This is a genomic window from Thalassospira sp. CH_XMU1458, assembly GCF_037027205.1.
GTDB classification, from domain to species: Bacteria; Pseudomonadota; Alphaproteobacteria; order Rhodospirillales; family Thalassospiraceae; genus Thalassospira; species Thalassospira tepidiphila.
In genome coordinates, this window is sequence record NZ_JAYMDW010000001.1 from 650,067 (window position 1) to 664,694 (window position 14,628).

The window sequence follows — 14,628 nt, forward strand, 5'->3', positions numbered from 1 at the left end:
GCCATGCTGAACTATATCATTCGGCGTTTGCTTCTGATTCCGGTCACGCTGTTTGGCATCATGTTGTTGAACTTTGCGATCATTCAGTTTGCCCCCGGCGGCCCGGTTGAACAGGTGATTGCCCAGCTTCAGGGAACGGCTGTTTCTTCAACCGCCCGCATCACCAATCAGGGCGGCGATAGCGGCGGTGGAAGTACTGCTTCATCCTCGGCATCTGGTAACAACTTCTCATCGACATCCAACTATCGCGGGGCACAGGGGCTTGATCCCGAAGTCATCAGACAGCTCGAAGTACAGTTCGGTTTTGACAAGCCGGCCCATGAACGCTTCTGGATGATGATGAAGAACTATCTGACCTTCGATTTCGGCCAAAGCTATTTTCAGGACCGCGACGTGGTCGATCTTGTGATCGACAAGATGCCGGTTTCGATCTCACTGGGCATCTGGTCAACGCTGATCATTTACATCATCTCGATACCGCTTGGCATTACCAAGGCGGTGCGCGATGGCTCGAACTTCGATATCTGGTCATCAGCCGCGATCATTGTCGGCTTTGCCATTCCGGGCTTCCTGTTTGCCGTCATGCTGATCGTGGTGTTTGCCGGTGGGGCCTATCTTGACTGGTTCCCGTTACGCGGGCTGACATCGTCAAACTGGGAACAGTTGTCCCTATGGGGCAAGATCGTTGATTATTTCTGGCATCTGACCCTGCCGATCATAGCCCTGACGATTTCGGGGTTTGCCACGCTGACCATGCTGACCAAGAACTCGTTCCTTGATGAGATTAACAAGCAATATGTCGTGACTGCCCGTGCCAAGGGCCTGACTGAAAAGCGTGTGCTTTATGGTCACGTTTTCCGCAACGCCATGCTTTTGATCATTGCCGGGTTCCCCAGTGCGCTGGTTGGCATGCTGTTTACCGGCTCGGTCCTGATCGAGGTGATCTTCTCGCTTGATGGTCTGGGGCTGCTTGGTTTTAACGCGGTGATGACGCGTGACTATCCGGTGATGTTTGCGACCCTTTATTTCTTCACGCTGTTTGGCCTGATCATGAACCTGATCAGTGACCTTAGTTATCATCTGGTGGATCCACGGATCGACTTCGAAGGGCGGGGGAATTGATCATGTTCAATGCTGTTCTCTCACCGCTCAACCGTCGTCGCCTGTCAAACTTCAAATCCAACAAGCGCGGCTATTGGTCGCTTGTGATCTTTACCATCCTGTTTGTCATTTGCCTCGTGGCCGAACTGGTCGCCAATGACAAACCGATCTTCGTCAAATATGGCGATGACTGGTACGTGCCGATCATCTCCGACCATCCCGAAACGGCCTATGGCGGCGATTTCGATGTCGAGACCGATTTCTATGACCCCTATATTCAGGGCAAGATCGCCGAAAACGGCTTTGCCATCTGGCCTTTGATCCCGTTTTCCTATGACACCATCGATTTTGAAATGCGCGAACCGCAACCGGCCCCGCCCTCAATGCGCCATTTGCTGGGCACGGATGAGCTGGGCCGCGACGTTCTCGCACGCCTGATCTACGGTTTCCGGATTTCCATCCTGTTTGGTCTGGCACTGACCGCAGTCAGTTCCGTGATCGGCATTGCGGCTGGTGCGGTGCAGGGCTATTTCGGCGGCTGGGTCGATCTTGGCTTCCAGCGCGTGATTGAAATCTGGTCAGGCCTGCCGCAACTCTTCATCCTGATCATTCTGGCCAGCCTGTTTGCGCCGGGTTTCTGGACGCTTCTGTTCATTCTGGTGCTGTTTAGCTGGATGAGTTTGACGGGGCTTGTCCGTGCCGAGTTCCTGCGCGCACGTAATTTCGAATATGTCCGGGCTGCGCGCGCCCTTGGCATGACCGACACCCGGATCATGTATCGCCATGTTCTGCCCAATGCGATGGTCGCAACCATTACCTTCCTGCCGTTCGTGTTGAATGGCTCGATTGTCGCACTCACATCCCTCGACTTCCTGTCGCTTGGCATGCCGCCCGGCTCCCCGTCCTTGGGCGAGCTGCTGTCACAGGGCAAGAACAACCTTCAGGCGCCATGGCTTGGCTTTACCGCCTTCTTTGCCATCGCAACCATGCTCAGCCTTCTGATCTTTATCGGCGAAGCGGTGCGTGATGCCTTTGATCCGCGTAAAACGTTTTAAGGAGTAGGACAATGACAGCGCAATCCGCCCATCAGCCGCTCCTTGCCATTCGCGACCTCGCGGTCAAATTCGCCGACGTCACGGCGGTAAAGGATGTGTCCTTTACCCTTGATCGCGGTGAAACCATGGCGCTTGTCGGGGAAAGTGGTTCTGGCAAATCGGTCACGGCCCTGTCGATTTTGCAATTGCTGCCCTATCCGCGCGCCAGCCACCCGTCAGGATCGATCATCTTTGACGGGCAGGAAATGGTCGGGGCCAAGGAACGCACGCTCCGCAAGATCCGCGGTAATCGGATTTCCATGATCTTTCAGGAACCGATGACATCGCTGAACCCGCTGCACAATATCGAAAAGCAGGTGGGCGAGGTGTTGTTGCTCCACAAGGGCCTACGCGGTGCCAAGGCGCGTGCCCGCATCCTTGAATTGCTTGAACTTGTCGGTATTCCCGATCCGGCGTCACGGCTGAAAGCCCTGCCGCATGAACTTTCCGGCGGCCAGCGCCAGCGCGTGATGATCGCCATGGCGCTTGCCAACGAACCGGAACTGCTGATTGCCGACGAACCGACCACGGCCCTTGATGTCACCATTCAGGCGCAAATTCTTGAACTGCTCAAGGATCTGCAAAGCAAGCTTGGCATGGCGCTGCTCTTGATCACACACGATCTGCAGATCGTGCAGAAAATGGCGCAGACCGTTTGTGTCATGAAGGACGGCGAAATTGTCGAGGCCGGGCAGGCGCGCGCGCTGTTTGACGATCCCAAACACGATTACACCAAAAAGCTGCTGTCGGCCGTGCCCAGTGGCGAAGCCCCGGCATTGCCCGAAAACGCCACCGAGCTGCTTGAAACCAGCAATATCCATGTGCAGTTCCCGATTGGCCGCAAGGGTATCCTTGGGCGGCCCGATCATTATTTGCACGCGGTTGATCAGATTTCGCTGACCCTTAAGCAGGGTGAAACACTTGGCATCGTCGGCGAAAGCGGATCGGGTAAAACCACGCTCGCCATGGCGATCCTCAGGCTTCTGAAATCAACCGGTGACATCCGCTTTGCAGGCCAAGACATTCGCGATTTTTCCGGTGCTGATTTGCGCAAGCTCCGCCGCGATATGCAGGTGGTGTTTCAGGATCCGTTCGGCTCGCTCAGCCCGCGCATGTCCATCGCCCAGATCGTTGGCGAGGGCCTTGAGATCCACGCGCCCGAACTTTCCCAGGCCGAACGCGAAGCCCGCATTGCCGAGGCGCTTGACGAAGTCGACCTGCCGCAAAATGCCATGGATCGTTATCCGCATGAATTTTCCGGCGGGCAGCGTCAACGCATTTCGATTGCCCGTGCATTGGTCTTAAAACCCCGCTTTATCGTACTCGATGAGCCGACATCGGCTCTTGATATGTCGGTACAGGCCCAGATCGTCGAACTGCTGCGTGATTTGCAGGCGCGCCATAAGATGGCATACTTGTTCATCAGTCATGACCTGCGCGTTGTACGTGCATTGTCGCACCGCGTCATGGTCATGAAGAACGGTAAACTGGTCGAAAGCGGGGCGGCTGCCGATGTGTTTGATAACCCGCAACAGCCCTATACCAAGGCGCTGCTGGCCGCGGCCCTTGATCTCAAAGCAGCCGGTAAGGAATTTGTCAGAAACTAGGGGCAGCATTCCTGATCGAGATCGGGTACAACATATGAAAAGGCAATAATAACAGGACTATAAAGGCAGGTTTAAGGTTGAATATGTTGTCACGTGCGATCAAAAATCGAACCGGACATCGTCTTTGCGGCCATGTACTGATCATGGCTCTGTGCTTTGCTGTATTTTCAATGGCGATCCCCGCGGCCCGTGCTAGCACGGCCTCTGCGGATAAAGCCAATACCGAAGAACCCAAAGAACCTGCTGTTCCTGAAATACCCGATACGGTTGTTGTGCCTGATCCGGTGTCGCTGACGATTGTCTTGCGCAACAGCGGCACCATTCGTCAGATCGTGTTCAACATCTGGCTGGAAGCCACCAACAGGCAGGCTGTGGACGTCATTGAGCAACGCCTGCCCAAGGTCATCAACGCCTTTCTGGTCGATCTGCAACGCCTGATGTATCGCGATACCGAGCAACGCTTTGAAAACCGCGAACCGGGCAAGCGCGGCTTTAAATACACAGCCCCCGGCCTTTTGCCGCCGCCGCCCCCAAAGACCGAGGAAGAACTCGCCGCCGAGGCCGAAGCCGCCAAACTGGCCGAAGAAAATGGCGAGGAAATTGCCAAGGAACCACCCTTCAGCCCGTTCCAGCCGGTTTCAAACCGCTATTTCGCGGCCCTGCAAAACAAACTTCTGCGCACCGGTCAGGGCGTTCTCCCGCCTGATACCCTGCGTTCGGTTCAGATCCGCATGTTTTATGACTTCTGGCCGGGTGACGCCAAGCCGCGCAAATAACCAAAATCCTCCCGTGATGTGCGTATCGATGCTCATGCGTCGCAGCCTGCGCATGGGCCATTGTCAAACGGGCACTTGTCGATCCTTGCTGCTGTGATATCCGGTGGCCACCATCATCAGAGTTGCCACTAAAGTTGCCCCGCCATGTCGTTTGAAATTTGGCTCAGTTTCACCCTGCTTGTCTTTCTGGTCGTGATGTCGCCCGGACCTAGCATCCTGATCGGCATGTCGCATGCGCTGCGTTATGGTGCGCGCCCGACCTTGATGACGGCCTTGGGTGATGTCACCGCCAACATGATCCAGATGCTGATTGCAGCCCTTGGTTTGGGGGCTGTCCTGGCGACATCGGCAACCGCCTTTACCATCGTCAAATGGTGTGGCGTTGGTTTTCTGCTCGTCATCGGGCTGATGTCATTCCTTCGCAAGCCCAAGGAAATCAGTATCAGGACCGGTATCGAAACGAATAATCAGGTGGTGTTTGAGCCGGCAAACGGGCTGCGCCTGTTCCGCGAAGGCTTTCTGGTCGCGGCTGGAAATCCCAAGGCGATTGCCTTTTTCGGGGCCTTGTTTCCGCAATTTGTGGATCCAGCTCAACCGCTCGCACCGCAATTGCTGATCCTTGGCGTCACCTTCGTGATATTTGATTACAGTTTCGTAATGATTTACGCGATGGGGGCTGCAAAACTGATGCCGTGGCTGGTGCGCCGCGGCGGCAATAACGTCATCGCACGGCTGTCAGGTGGCGTTTTGATCGTTGCTGCGGGGCTTTTGGCGCTGATTGAGGTGCCCGAAACCATGGCGAACACGCATCCGCTCCCGGTACAGGCGATAAACCAGCCATCGGCACCATAACGTCGTTTTGCCCGGTCTTTTGTATTAGAATCTCTGATAAATCATTGATTTAATAATGGAAAATCGCACGCGTATAACGCGCAGATTGGAGCGAATACAAACCAACTGGTCTGTATATAGCAATTTTTTGCCATATCAGATTTGCTGCATTTAAAATGGGGAAGTTTTGCTGCCCTAATTGGCCGATTTTGCGAAACGTGGCCTTGGAAACGGGCTTTGGGCGTCAATTGTGGTCTGGGGTCAGACGCTTGTCGATTTGTTTTTGGTTGTTTTTGGGGTCGGATTATTCGCTCTCGAGACCGGCGCCGACGATGATGTCGCCAAATTCACGCAGGAAGACCGATCCCTTCACGGTACGCTGAACCAGAACCGAGCGGCGATCTTCTTCATCGACCTTGCGTTTGACCATGCCAAGCGAGCTCAGGCGATCAAGCGCACGGGTAATGGCCGGTTTGGAGATATTAAGCGCCTCGGAAAGGCCGCGCACCGTATGCGGCGCCGGGGTCAGGTAAACGCTCAGCAACAAGGCCATCTGTCGGGCCGACAGGTCGGGGGAGTCCCGACGCACACTCTCAACAATCGCGATACGCCAAAGGTCAAGCGCCTGAGACGGTTTGATCTCGATCGACATGTTCGTGCCCAACAATTTATTTGTTACGAATACGTAATCTCTACCTGACCCCCGCCATGATGTCAAAGGCCTAATTACCAAAAAATTGAATTTACGGTTAGTTTACTTACCGTAACGATCCTTGATCAGCTTGAAGGCGGCCCGGATGCCCTGTGCTTCGCCACCGATCGGGCGACCGGGACGGTCAGACGGGTTCCAGGCCATCAGATCGATATGCGCCCAGCTTTTGGCGCCTTCGGCAAAGCGATCGAGGAACAGGGCGGCAATGATCGCCCCGCCAAACGGGCTACCGGAAATGTTGTTCATGTCAGCCGCCTTGCTATCAAGCTGGCTGCGATAATCATCCCACAGCGGCAAACGCCACAGCGGATCGTTTTCGGCCAAGCCCGTTTCCATCAATCCGTTGGCGAGATCATCATCATTGGAAAACAGGGCCGGCAGGCCAAGACCAAGTGCCACACGTGCCGCACCCGTCAGGGTCGCGAAATCAAGCAGCATGTCCGGGTCTTCCGAGGCCGCCTCGGTCAGGGCATCGGAAAGAACGATGCGGCCCTCGGCATCGGTATTGCCGACCTCAACCGTGATACCCTTGCGGGTTTGCAAAATATCACTCGGGCGATAGGCACGACCCGACACCATGTTTTCGACCGCCGGGATCAGAACGCGCAACCGCACCGGAAGGTCGGCCGCCATGATCATGCGTGCCAGGCCAAGAACCTGTGCCGAACCGCCCATGTCCTTTTTCATCAAAAGCATGTTGCTCGATGGTTTAAGGTCATAGCCGCCGGTGTCAAAACACACACCCTTACCGACCAGCGTGATTTTCGGCGCACTTTCATCGCCCCACGTAAGATCGATCAGGCGCGGGTCGCGATCACTGCCATGGCCGACCGTGTGAATGGCCGGATAGTTGTGGGCCAAAAGATCCATGCCGACAATCGCACTGACATTGGCACCAAATTCGGCACCAAGCCCTCTGGCGGCTTCTTCAAGCTCGGCCGGGCCCATGTCATTGGCCGGCACATTGATCAGATCACGCGCAAGGCCGATGCCGCGTGCAATGTTTTCGGCCCGCTTGGCGGCGTCAATGTCATGCAGGGCGATTTTGGCGCGCTTGTCCTTTTTACCGTCATCCTTGCGATAGCGATCAAACCGATAGCCGCCCAGATAAAGTCCAAGGGCGGCCTTTTCATAAAGATCATCCTTGTCCGTCAGATCATCGGAAAGCGCATAGGTCCCGGCCGGAAGGGCATTTGGCAAACCGGCAAAATCCCAGATCGCCTTGGCATCATCAACGTAGCCCACCAGAACGCTGCCAACCGCGCCGTCCGCCCCGGGAAGCAAAAGCTGCGTGCCGCGCTTGCCCTCAAAGCTGTTAGCGGCAATCCACGCCTTGGTGGCGTCCGGCTGCTCGGCTAGCCAGCTTTCAAAACCGCTTTCGGCAATCGGGGTGATCGGGGTCGGATTGGCAGAAGGATCGTTGGCGATGATGTGGTCGTACAATTTAAGGCATCCCTGCTGGTGACGGGTGACGAGTGATTGGTAATACGTGACGGTCGACTGAAAGGGCAGCGGCCAAAGACCAACTGCCCAACCAAGACGCACCGGCAATATGTGTTCACAAGATATGTGACCCGATCTTACGGCTGCCATCCCCCGCGGTCAAAACTCATTCACATAATCGAACACTGCTTTTTGCTTAAGGCCACGCTTGAACGTCTGGCTTGAACACAGCACCCAAAGGCCAGATAGTATTCGCCGCTGTCATCAAATGTGCCCATCGCGCCAATCGCCAAAGGTCCCAGCATGCAAAACCTTCCTGTGCTTTATATCGGCAATAAAAACTATTCCTCCTGGTCGCTGCGCGCCTGGCTTGGCCTGCGCGTTGCCGGCGTGGCGTTCGAGGAAAAACTGGTCCCGCTCCGCTCCGAAGAATGGCATGCCAAGGCGCCGGTCTTTTCGCCCACGGCCAAGGTCCCGGCCTACTTTGATGGCACCAAAACCATCTGGGAGGCGCTCGGCATTCTCGAATACATCGCCGACAGCCAGCCTGACACCATGCTCTGGCCGCTTGATATCGATGTGCGGGCAATCGCGCGCGCCGTCTCGCTTGAAATGCATGGCGGGTTTGGGCCTTTGCGAAGCTCCATGCCGATGAATTGCCGCAAAAGCCTGCCCGGTCTGGGGCGCAATGAAGGCGTGGACAAGGACATCACCCGCATCACTGAAATCTTCAAGATGTGCCGCACCCAATATGGTCAGGGTGGCGATTTCCTGTTTGGGCATTTCTCGATTGCCGATGCCATGTATGCCCCGGTAGTAACGCGGTTCAAAACCTATGGCGTCAGCCTTGATCCGATCGGCAATGCCTATATGGAAACCATCCTTGCCCTGCCGGAAATGAAGGAATGGTACGCCGATGCCGCAACCGAGGAATGGGTGATTGACGACGCTGAGGTGAAATAACCCATGCCGGGTTTGACCGGAAAACTGCCTGAAATTGATCCGATGGGCGGGGACGCCGCCCTTGATCGGTTGCTGTCCGAGGTCCGGGCGTGCCGGATTTGTGCCGAACACTTGCCACTTGGGCCGCGCCCGGTGGTGCGCATGGCGAAATCGGCGCGCATCCTTGTGATCGGGCAGGCACCGGGCACACGCGTGCATGAAACCGGTCTGCCATGGAATGATGCATCCGGGGATCGCTTGCGCGATTGGCTGGGACTTTCGGTCGATGATTTTTATGATCCGGGCAAACTTGCCATCATGCCGATGGGCTTTTGTTATCCTGGCCGGTTTGATCGTGGTGGGGATCTGCCGCCCCGTCCGGAATGCGCGCCGACATGGCATGATGCCCTTATGCGCCATTTACCCGATATCGGCCTGACCCTTTTGATCGGACAATATGCACAAGAACGCTATCTTGGTCCGCGCCGGGCCAAAACCATGACCGAAACCGTGAATCGGTTTGCCGATTTCCTGCCCGACGGCATTCTGCCCATGCCCCATCCAAGCTGGCGCAACACCGCCTGGATGAAAAAGAATCCGTGGTTTGAAGCCGACCTGTTGCCGGTGCTGCAATCACGCGTGCAAGGCTTGCTGACATAGACCGATTTGGGTTGTGCTGGATTTTATGTTCCAATGCGCCCAGAAGACCGCGTCCATAAGACCAGTGGCCAACATAAGGAGGCACAAGATATGAGCAAACTTGAAAAATCCACCATCGAAAAGGCGCTGACCGATCTTTCGGGTTGGGCGCTTGCCGATGACGGGCTTTCGATCAAGCGCGTCTACAAGTTTGGCGATTTCAATGCCGCGTTTGGCTTCATGACGCGGGTGGCACTCATGGCTGAAAAGATGGATCACCATCCCGAATGGTTCAATGTCTATAACAAGGTCGAAATGACGCTGACCACCCACGACGCCGGGGGTGTGACGCAAAAGGACATTGATCTGGCAACCTTCTGCCAAACGGCTTCTGGTCAATAAGCAATAAGCACTGCCAAATGAATTGCGCCCTGCCGCTGGGGGACGGCAGGGCGCATTGGCTGCGGATAAAGAATCGAAATCGTGTGGGACTATTTCGGTTCCAGCCGGACCGCGCCATCAATGCGAATGGTCTCGCCATTGATCATTTCATTTTCACAGATATGCATCGCCAGACGGCCATATTCATACGGATCGCCAAGGCGTTTCGGGAATGGCGTATTGGCAGCCAGGCTTTCCTGAACCTCATCCGGCAGGCCCTTTAACATCGGCGTGCCAAACAGGCCCGGCGCGATTGACACCACCCGAATGCCATGGCGGGCCAACTCACGTGCAGCCGGCAGGGTAAGGGATGCCACCCCGCCCTTGGACGCGGCATAGGCCGCCTGTCCGATCTGGCCTTCAAAGGCCGCGATCGATGCGGTGTTGATAATCACCCCGCGTTCGCCGGCATCATTCGGGTCATTCTGGCTCATCGCATTGGCGGCAACCCGCATCATGTTAAATGTGCCAATCAGATTGACCGTGATCACCTTGGAAAACGCCGCAAGATCGGCTGGGCCATCGCGCCCGACAATCCGTTCGCCATGCACGATCCCGGCACAGTTCACAAGGATCGATGGCGTGCCGATATCCGCCTGCACCTTTGCAACCGCCTGCTCGACACTTTCGGCATTGGAAACATCAACGCCATAGCCAACACCACCCAATTTCTCGGCTGTTGACTTGGCACCATCTTCATTCAGATCAAATGCCGCAATCCGTGCCCCGGCACTCGCCAGTGTCTCGGCGGTTGCCGCACCAAGACCGGACGCAGCCCCGGTAACAATGGCAATCGAACCCTTGATTTGCATGACGTGAAGCCTCCCGACGTGCGCTATTTTGATTAATTTGGTATTTGTATACCAAATTATATCTTTAACGAGCAAGCGTCGATTTCAGGCTGTTGGATGCCCAAGCCCGGGCCATCAGATCGGGGCTAACGGCGCTGCGCGATCTCGCGATAAAGCGCTTCGGGACTGACACCGATTTCAAGGGCAATCACCCGCCAATTACCCTTTTCAGGCAGCACCCCGTCATGCCAGGCGATCCAGGCATCAAGCCGTTCAGCCACTGTCCGAAGCTGCAAAATCTCCGCCCGTTGGCGGGTTGCCTGCACCTCGCGCGCCAGATGGGCGGCAAGCGATAGTGCCATCTGATTGTTATCGGCAAGATGGGCTTCTACATCATGTTTGCGGATCATTTTGACCTGCGCATCCTGATGGCAGACAGCATCGCAATGGTAGTAATGCGAAAACAACGATGCCTCTGCCAAAACACTGTTTGGCCCCGCACGTTGCAAAACAATCTCGTCACCGTTTTCCAGAAACCGCGCCAGTCGCACTTCCCCGCTGAGAATAAGGAAAAGATGCTCGACCGGGTCGCCTTTGCGAAACAGGACCTTGGGCGGGCTGTAATCATACAACCTGCCATGAAAACGGTTGAGAAGATCAAAGATTGATACCGACATGATATCTATCATGTGGGAAATGGCAGGCCTGTTTCAAGCTTGGCGTCCATTCAAACCAAAAGGTGTTGCCATGTTTATTCTCCCCCGCCTGTCGCAAACAGCATTCCGGGTCGCATTTGCCGCGTTGATCCTGCTTGGACTGACCATCCCGTTAACCGCCCACGCACAGGGGAATGCCCATATGCATGGCACCGACAATGCTCAGCACGGGGGTAGCAGGACAGAGGATGAAAACACGCCATCCCCCTATGTCGGCCAACAACATCGCCCGATCAAAAGCCTGTCGGCCGACGATATGGCTGAATTGCAAAAGGGCGGTGGCTGGGGATTGGCCAAGGCCGCCGAACTGAATGGCGTGCCGGGGCCGGCCCATTTACTCGAACTGTCTGATCAGATCCCGTTATCCTCAGACCAGCATGCCGCCGTCACCGCCCTTTATGCCGACATGAAAGAAAACGCGATCATTGCCGGCAACAGATTGATCGAGGCAGAAATCGCCTTGGACGCGGCATTCAGGGCCGGGGGACTGAGCGCAGAAGAACTGGAAGGGCTGATAAACACCATCACCCAAAGTCTCGGCCGGTTGCGCTTTGTCCATCTTTCGACCCACCTCAAGACCCCGGAAATCCTGAGCCCCGATCAAATCGCGCGCTATAACAGTTTGCGGGGTTATGACGGGTGAAGGGTGACGCGCCGTCGACCCTTATCTGGCCTTGGCAAGCTTGCGCTCACGAAGTGCGACATAAAGTGCTGCCCCGATAATCATCACCCCGCCGGGCAATATCCAGATATCGGGCACTTCGCCAAACAGGATCAGCGCCAGCACCGCAATGATCGGCAAACGCAAATAGGAAAACCCGACAAAGAAACTGTAATCGGCCAGTTGCAGGGCTTTGACATTGCAAACCTGCATCACATTCATCATCAACGCGGCAACCGCCATAAGGCCAAGTGCAGACCAGCTTGGCGTCTGCCAGACGAATAATGCCGGGATCAGGGAGACCGGTGTGGTGATGATCATCAGATAAAACAAAAGCGATGTGGTGGACTCGGTTGCCACCAACCGCTTTGTGATCAACCCGGCACTAGCCATGCAGATCGCCGCCGCAATTGGCAAAATGCTGGCCGCTTGCATGGTATCAGTCCCGGGCTGAATGATCAGCGCCACACCGACAAACCCGATGACAATCGCAAGCCAGCGGTGAATGCGCACCTGTTCGCGCAAAATCACCGCGGCCAGAATGGTGCCAAACAGGGGCACCGTGAAATTAAGCGTCGTCGCCTCTGCCAGTGGCAAATACAACACCGCCATAAACCACAAACACATCTCTGCTGCCGACAACACCCCGCGCAAGCCAAACAAAGGCAGGCGCTTGGTGGCAAGGCTGCCAATCCCGCGCTTCATCACCATCGGCAAAATCAGGATCAGGCCAAAGGCAAAGCGTAAAAACACCGCCTGATAGGGATGCAGTTCCTCGGTGGCATAGCGGATCGTCAGGGTAAAACACGCCGCCAGAATGGCCGCAAACAGTGCAAAAAAGCTTGCCCGCATCACATCGGACTGGGTGTTGAACCATGTCCGCATGCCGTCACGACTTCCTGTTGGACGGCGGCGGGTCAAGATCGCTTGCCGTGGCCGAAAGCCCGCGCTTGATCCGGTTGGCTTCGCGGTTCAATTTCGCCTCGCGCCGCGCGATATAAAGTGCGGACCCGATAATCAGGGCGGCACCCGGCACCAGCCAGATTTCCGGAACCTCGCCAAACATCACCAGGGCGATACCGACAACAAAGGGCAGGCGCAGGTAATTAAACCCGATCACAAAGCTATAATCATAAACCCGAAAGGCGTTGGTATTACAAAGCTGGGTGATGTTGGCCATGAACGCGCCCGCCACCATCAGACCAAGCACCTCAAGGCTCGGTGTCTCCCAGACAAACAATGCCGGGATCAGGGTCAGGGGCGTGGTCAGCATCATCATGTAAAGGATGATGGCGGTCGGGTTTTCGGTCCGCGAAAGTGACTTGATCGTCAATCCTGCACTGGCCATGCAAATGGCGGCGGCAATCGGAAACAGGCTTGCCAGTTGCACGGTTTCACTGCCCGGCCGGATGATCACCAGCACCCCGCCAAAACCGACCAGCAAGGCCGCAATCCGGTATTTGCGAACTTTCTCACCCAAAAAAATCGCGGCAAGGATGGTGCCAAACAGCGGCACGGTGAAATTAAGCGCCGTTGCCTCGGCCAGCGGCATATAGGCAATCGCCGAAAACCAGAAACTCATCGCCCCCATCGACAGAACCGCACGCAGGCAGAACATCGGAAAACGCTTGGTCTTAAGCGGTGTTAATCCCGCCCGCAACGCAATCGGTGCGATGAACAAAAGCCCAAAGAAATTGCGCAAAAACACCGCCTGCAACGGATCGATATGCTCGGTCGCAAGGCGGACAAACACTGAAAAGATCGCCGCACTGATCGATGCCATCAGGCCAAAGGCGGTTGCCTGTAAATAGGGCGGAAGTCCGTTAAACCATTCACGCATCGGGCTTGTCCTTTGCGCTGGCATTCCGATCAGCGCGGGTCACCGGGATGGCTTGCGGATCGGCGGGTGCTGTGGTCGGCAGGCTGGCTTCCCTCTTGGCCCGTTTGGCCAGAACCGCCTCACGCCGCGCGATATAAAGTGCTGATCCAATGATCAAGGCTGCCCCGGCCCAGGTCCAGAAATCAACCACCTCGCCAAACATCACATAGGCCAAGGCCGCAACAAATGGCAGGCGCAGGAAATCAAAAATCATGACATAGGACTGGTCCGCCGTGCGATAGGCGCGCACCAGCAATTGCTGCCCCGCCGTTCCGGTCACGGCAATGATCAACAGGATGAACAATTGCCAGATGGTCGGCCCCTGCCAGTATATCAGCGCCGGGATCAGCGACAGCGGCGTCATGATCAGGCCCATCCAGGTCACGATGGCATTGGCACTTTCGGTCCGTGACAGCATCTTGACCGTGGTCATCGCACACGCCATGAAAACCGTCGCGCCAAGTGCCAGGATCGCACCGGTCTCAAAACTTTGGCCAAACGGACGGATCACGATCATCGCCCCGACAAAGCCGATTGCAATCGCGCTCCAGCGGCGCGCGCGTACCGTTTCGCGCACCACCACGGCGGCCAGCACCGTGGTCAGGATCGGCAGGGTAAAGTTGATCGCAATGACCTGTGCCGCGGGTGATAGCGAAAGGGCGGTAAAAATGCACGACATCGCCCCGAAACCAAGCACCCCGCGCAGAAAATGTAACTTGAACCGCTCGGTCTTTAATCCGCTCGCGCCATGGCGCACCATCCACGGCACCATTGGCAGCAATCCGAACAGGTTACGGAAAAACGATGCCTCGAACGGATGCAGGTCGGCTGTGACATAGCGGATAAAAACCGCCATTACCGCAAAACACATTGCAGCACTGATCATAAGAAGGGCGCCCATCAGGGCTGCATTGTCAGAGGCGGGGCGATGTAAAATCATTACAAGTAAAGGTTAGGGTCAAAACCCATGTCCATGATCGTCCCGGTCTCCCGGA

The 14,628-nt window shown here is 56.0% G+C and carries 16 protein-coding genes; 9 read left to right on the forward strand and 7 right to left on the reverse strand.

Features of this window, described 5'->3' with window-relative positions:
• The first annotated feature begins 3 nt into the window (after window positions 1–3).
• The 5 genes from WBY09_RS03010 to WBY09_RS03030 all read left to right on the forward strand — a co-directional run bounded on the left by WBY09_RS03010 (window position 4) and on the right by WBY09_RS03030 (window position 5,430).
• Window positions 4–1,122, forward strand: a complete 1,119-nt coding sequence (locus WBY09_RS03010; protein WP_008888514.1) for a microcin C ABC transporter permease YejB — start codon at window positions 4–6, stop codon at window positions 1,120–1,122.
• Between the two features lie 2 nt (window positions 1,123–1,124).
• Window positions 1,125–2,156 (forward strand): ABC transporter permease, encoded by a 1,032-nt coding sequence (locus tag WBY09_RS03015; RefSeq protein ID WP_120224056.1) that lies wholly within the window; start codon window positions 1,125–1,127, stop codon window positions 2,154–2,156.
• A gap of 11 nt (window positions 2,157–2,167) precedes the next feature.
• Window positions 2,168–3,802, forward strand: coding sequence for an ABC transporter ATP-binding protein (locus WBY09_RS03020; RefSeq protein ID WP_336231928.1), 1,635 nt, complete (start codon window positions 2,168–2,170; stop codon window positions 3,800–3,802).
• Window positions 3,803–3,972: 170 nt separating this feature from the next.
• On the forward strand, window positions 3,973–4,578 hold the full coding sequence (locus tag WBY09_RS03025; protein ID WP_336231929.1) for a hypothetical protein: 606 nt from the start codon (window positions 3,973–3,975) through the stop codon (window positions 4,576–4,578).
• A gap of 144 nt (window positions 4,579–4,722) precedes the next feature.
• A complete protein-coding gene (locus WBY09_RS03030) occupies window positions 4,723–5,430 on the forward strand; it encodes a LysE family translocator (RefSeq protein ID WP_336231930.1) in 708 nt (235 codons plus the stop codon).
• Between the two features lie 283 nt (window positions 5,431–5,713).
• Here the strand turns inward: WBY09_RS03030 and WBY09_RS03035 are convergent, their stop codons facing one another.
• A complete protein-coding gene (locus tag WBY09_RS03035; protein ID WP_064787729.1) occupies window positions 5,714–6,061 on the reverse strand; it encodes a MarR family transcriptional regulator in 348 nt (115 codons plus the stop codon).
• A gap of 102 nt (window positions 6,062–6,163) precedes the next feature.
• Complete coding sequence (locus WBY09_RS03040) at window positions 6,164–7,564, reverse strand: leucyl aminopeptidase family protein (protein WP_336231931.1); 1,401 nt, start codon at window positions 7,562–7,564, stop codon at window positions 6,164–6,166.
• A gap of 303 nt (window positions 7,565–7,867) precedes the next feature.
• Between WBY09_RS03040 and WBY09_RS03045 the strand changes: the two genes are divergently transcribed.
• The 3 genes from WBY09_RS03045 (at window position 7,868) to WBY09_RS03055 (ending at window position 9,547) form a co-directional block, all read left to right on the forward strand.
• Window positions 7,868–8,527: a glutathione S-transferase family protein gene (locus tag WBY09_RS03045; RefSeq protein WP_336231932.1), complete on the forward strand. Its 660-nt coding sequence runs from the start codon at window positions 7,868–7,870 to the stop codon at window positions 8,525–8,527.
• Between the two features lie 3 nt (window positions 8,528–8,530).
• Window positions 8,531–9,166, forward strand: coding sequence for a uracil-DNA glycosylase family protein (locus WBY09_RS03050; RefSeq protein ID WP_336231933.1), 636 nt, complete (start codon window positions 8,531–8,533; stop codon window positions 9,164–9,166).
• A 90-nt stretch (window positions 9,167–9,256) separates the two neighbouring features.
• The gene (locus WBY09_RS03055; protein ID WP_336231934.1) at window positions 9,257–9,547 is read left to right on the forward strand and encodes a 4a-hydroxytetrahydrobiopterin dehydratase; all 291 of its coding nucleotides are present in this window, start codon (window positions 9,257–9,259) and stop codon (window positions 9,545–9,547) included.
• Between the two features lie 89 nt (window positions 9,548–9,636).
• On the opposite strand, the gene WBY09_RS03060 is transcribed toward WBY09_RS03055, so the two are convergent.
• On the reverse strand, window positions 9,637–10,398 hold the full coding sequence (locus WBY09_RS03060) for an SDR family NAD(P)-dependent oxidoreductase (protein WP_336231935.1): 762 nt from the start codon (window positions 10,396–10,398) through the stop codon (window positions 9,637–9,639).
• 125 nt (window positions 10,399–10,523) lie between these two features.
• Window positions 10,524–11,054, reverse strand: coding sequence for a Crp/Fnr family transcriptional regulator (locus WBY09_RS03065; protein ID WP_336231936.1), 531 nt, complete (start codon window positions 11,052–11,054; stop codon window positions 10,524–10,526).
• 70 nt (window positions 11,055–11,124) lie between these two features.
• Between WBY09_RS03065 and WBY09_RS03070 the strand changes: the two genes are divergently transcribed.
• Complete coding sequence (locus tag WBY09_RS03070; RefSeq protein WP_336231937.1) at window positions 11,125–11,736, forward strand: hypothetical protein; 612 nt, start codon at window positions 11,125–11,127, stop codon at window positions 11,734–11,736.
• A 21-nt stretch (window positions 11,737–11,757) separates the two neighbouring features.
• Here the strand turns inward: WBY09_RS03070 and WBY09_RS03075 are convergent, their stop codons facing one another.
• Genes WBY09_RS03075 through WBY09_RS03085 form a run of 3 tightly spaced genes read right to left on the reverse strand, consistent with a single transcriptional unit; the run spans window position 11,758 to window position 14,534 of the window.
• The gene (locus tag WBY09_RS03075; RefSeq protein ID WP_336231938.1) at window positions 11,758–12,639 is read right to left on the reverse strand and encodes a DMT family transporter; all 882 of its coding nucleotides are present in this window, start codon (window positions 12,637–12,639) and stop codon (window positions 11,758–11,760) included.
• A 4-nt stretch (window positions 12,640–12,643) separates the two neighbouring features.
• Window positions 12,644–13,594, reverse strand: a complete 951-nt coding sequence (locus tag WBY09_RS03080) for a DMT family transporter (RefSeq protein WP_063086684.1) — start codon at window positions 13,592–13,594, stop codon at window positions 12,644–12,646.
• Window positions 13,587–14,534: a DMT family transporter gene (locus tag WBY09_RS03085; protein ID WP_336231939.1), complete on the reverse strand. Its 948-nt coding sequence runs from the start codon at window positions 14,532–14,534 to the stop codon at window positions 13,587–13,589. The genes WBY09_RS03080 and WBY09_RS03085 overlap by 8 nt, the downstream gene beginning before the upstream one ends.
• Window positions 14,535–14,628: the final 94 nt, after the last annotated feature.

Coding starts and splice junctions, on each gene's coding strand:
- WBY09_RS03010 (WP_008888514.1), top strand. CDS start 4: ATGCTGAACTATATCATTCGGCGTTTGCTTCTGATTCCGGTCACGCTG.
- WBY09_RS03015 (WP_120224056.1), top strand. CDS start 1,125: ATGTTCAATGCTGTTCTCTCACCGCTCAACCGTCGTCGCCTGTCAAAC.
- WBY09_RS03020 (WP_336231928.1), top strand. CDS start 2,168: ATGACAGCGCAATCCGCCCATCAGCCGCTCCTTGCCATTCGCGACCTC.
- WBY09_RS03025 (WP_336231929.1), top strand. CDS start 3,973: ATGGCGATCCCCGCGGCCCGTGCTAGCACGGCCTCTGCGGATAAAGCC.
- WBY09_RS03030 (WP_336231930.1), top strand. CDS start 4,723: ATGTCGTTTGAAATTTGGCTCAGTTTCACCCTGCTTGTCTTTCTGGTC.
- WBY09_RS03035 (WP_064787729.1), bottom strand. CDS start 6,061: ATGTCGATCGAGATCAAACCGTCTCAGGCGCTTGACCTTTGGCGTATC.
- WBY09_RS03045 (WP_336231932.1), top strand. CDS start 7,868: ATGCAAAACCTTCCTGTGCTTTATATCGGCAATAAAAACTATTCCTCC.
- WBY09_RS03050 (WP_336231933.1), top strand. CDS start 8,531: ATGCCGGGTTTGACCGGAAAACTGCCTGAAATTGATCCGATGGGCGGG.
- WBY09_RS03055 (WP_336231934.1), top strand. CDS start 9,257: ATGAGCAAACTTGAAAAATCCACCATCGAAAAGGCGCTGACCGATCTT.
- WBY09_RS03060 (WP_336231935.1), bottom strand. CDS start 10,398: ATGCAAATCAAGGGTTCGATTGCCATTGTTACCGGGGCTGCGTCCGGT.
- WBY09_RS03065 (WP_336231936.1), bottom strand. CDS start 11,054: ATGTCGGTATCAATCTTTGATCTTCTCAACCGTTTTCATGGCAGGTTG.
- WBY09_RS03070 (WP_336231937.1), top strand. CDS start 11,125: ATGTTTATTCTCCCCCGCCTGTCGCAAACAGCATTCCGGGTCGCATTT.
- WBY09_RS03075 (WP_336231938.1), bottom strand. CDS start 12,639: ATGCGGACATGGTTCAACACCCAGTCCGATGTGATGCGGGCAAGCTTT.
- WBY09_RS03080 (WP_063086684.1), bottom strand. CDS start 13,594: ATGCGTGAATGGTTTAACGGACTTCCGCCCTATTTACAGGCAACCGCC.
- WBY09_RS03085 (WP_336231939.1), bottom strand. CDS start 14,534: ATGGGCGCCCTTCTTATGATCAGTGCTGCAATGTGTTTTGCGGTAATG.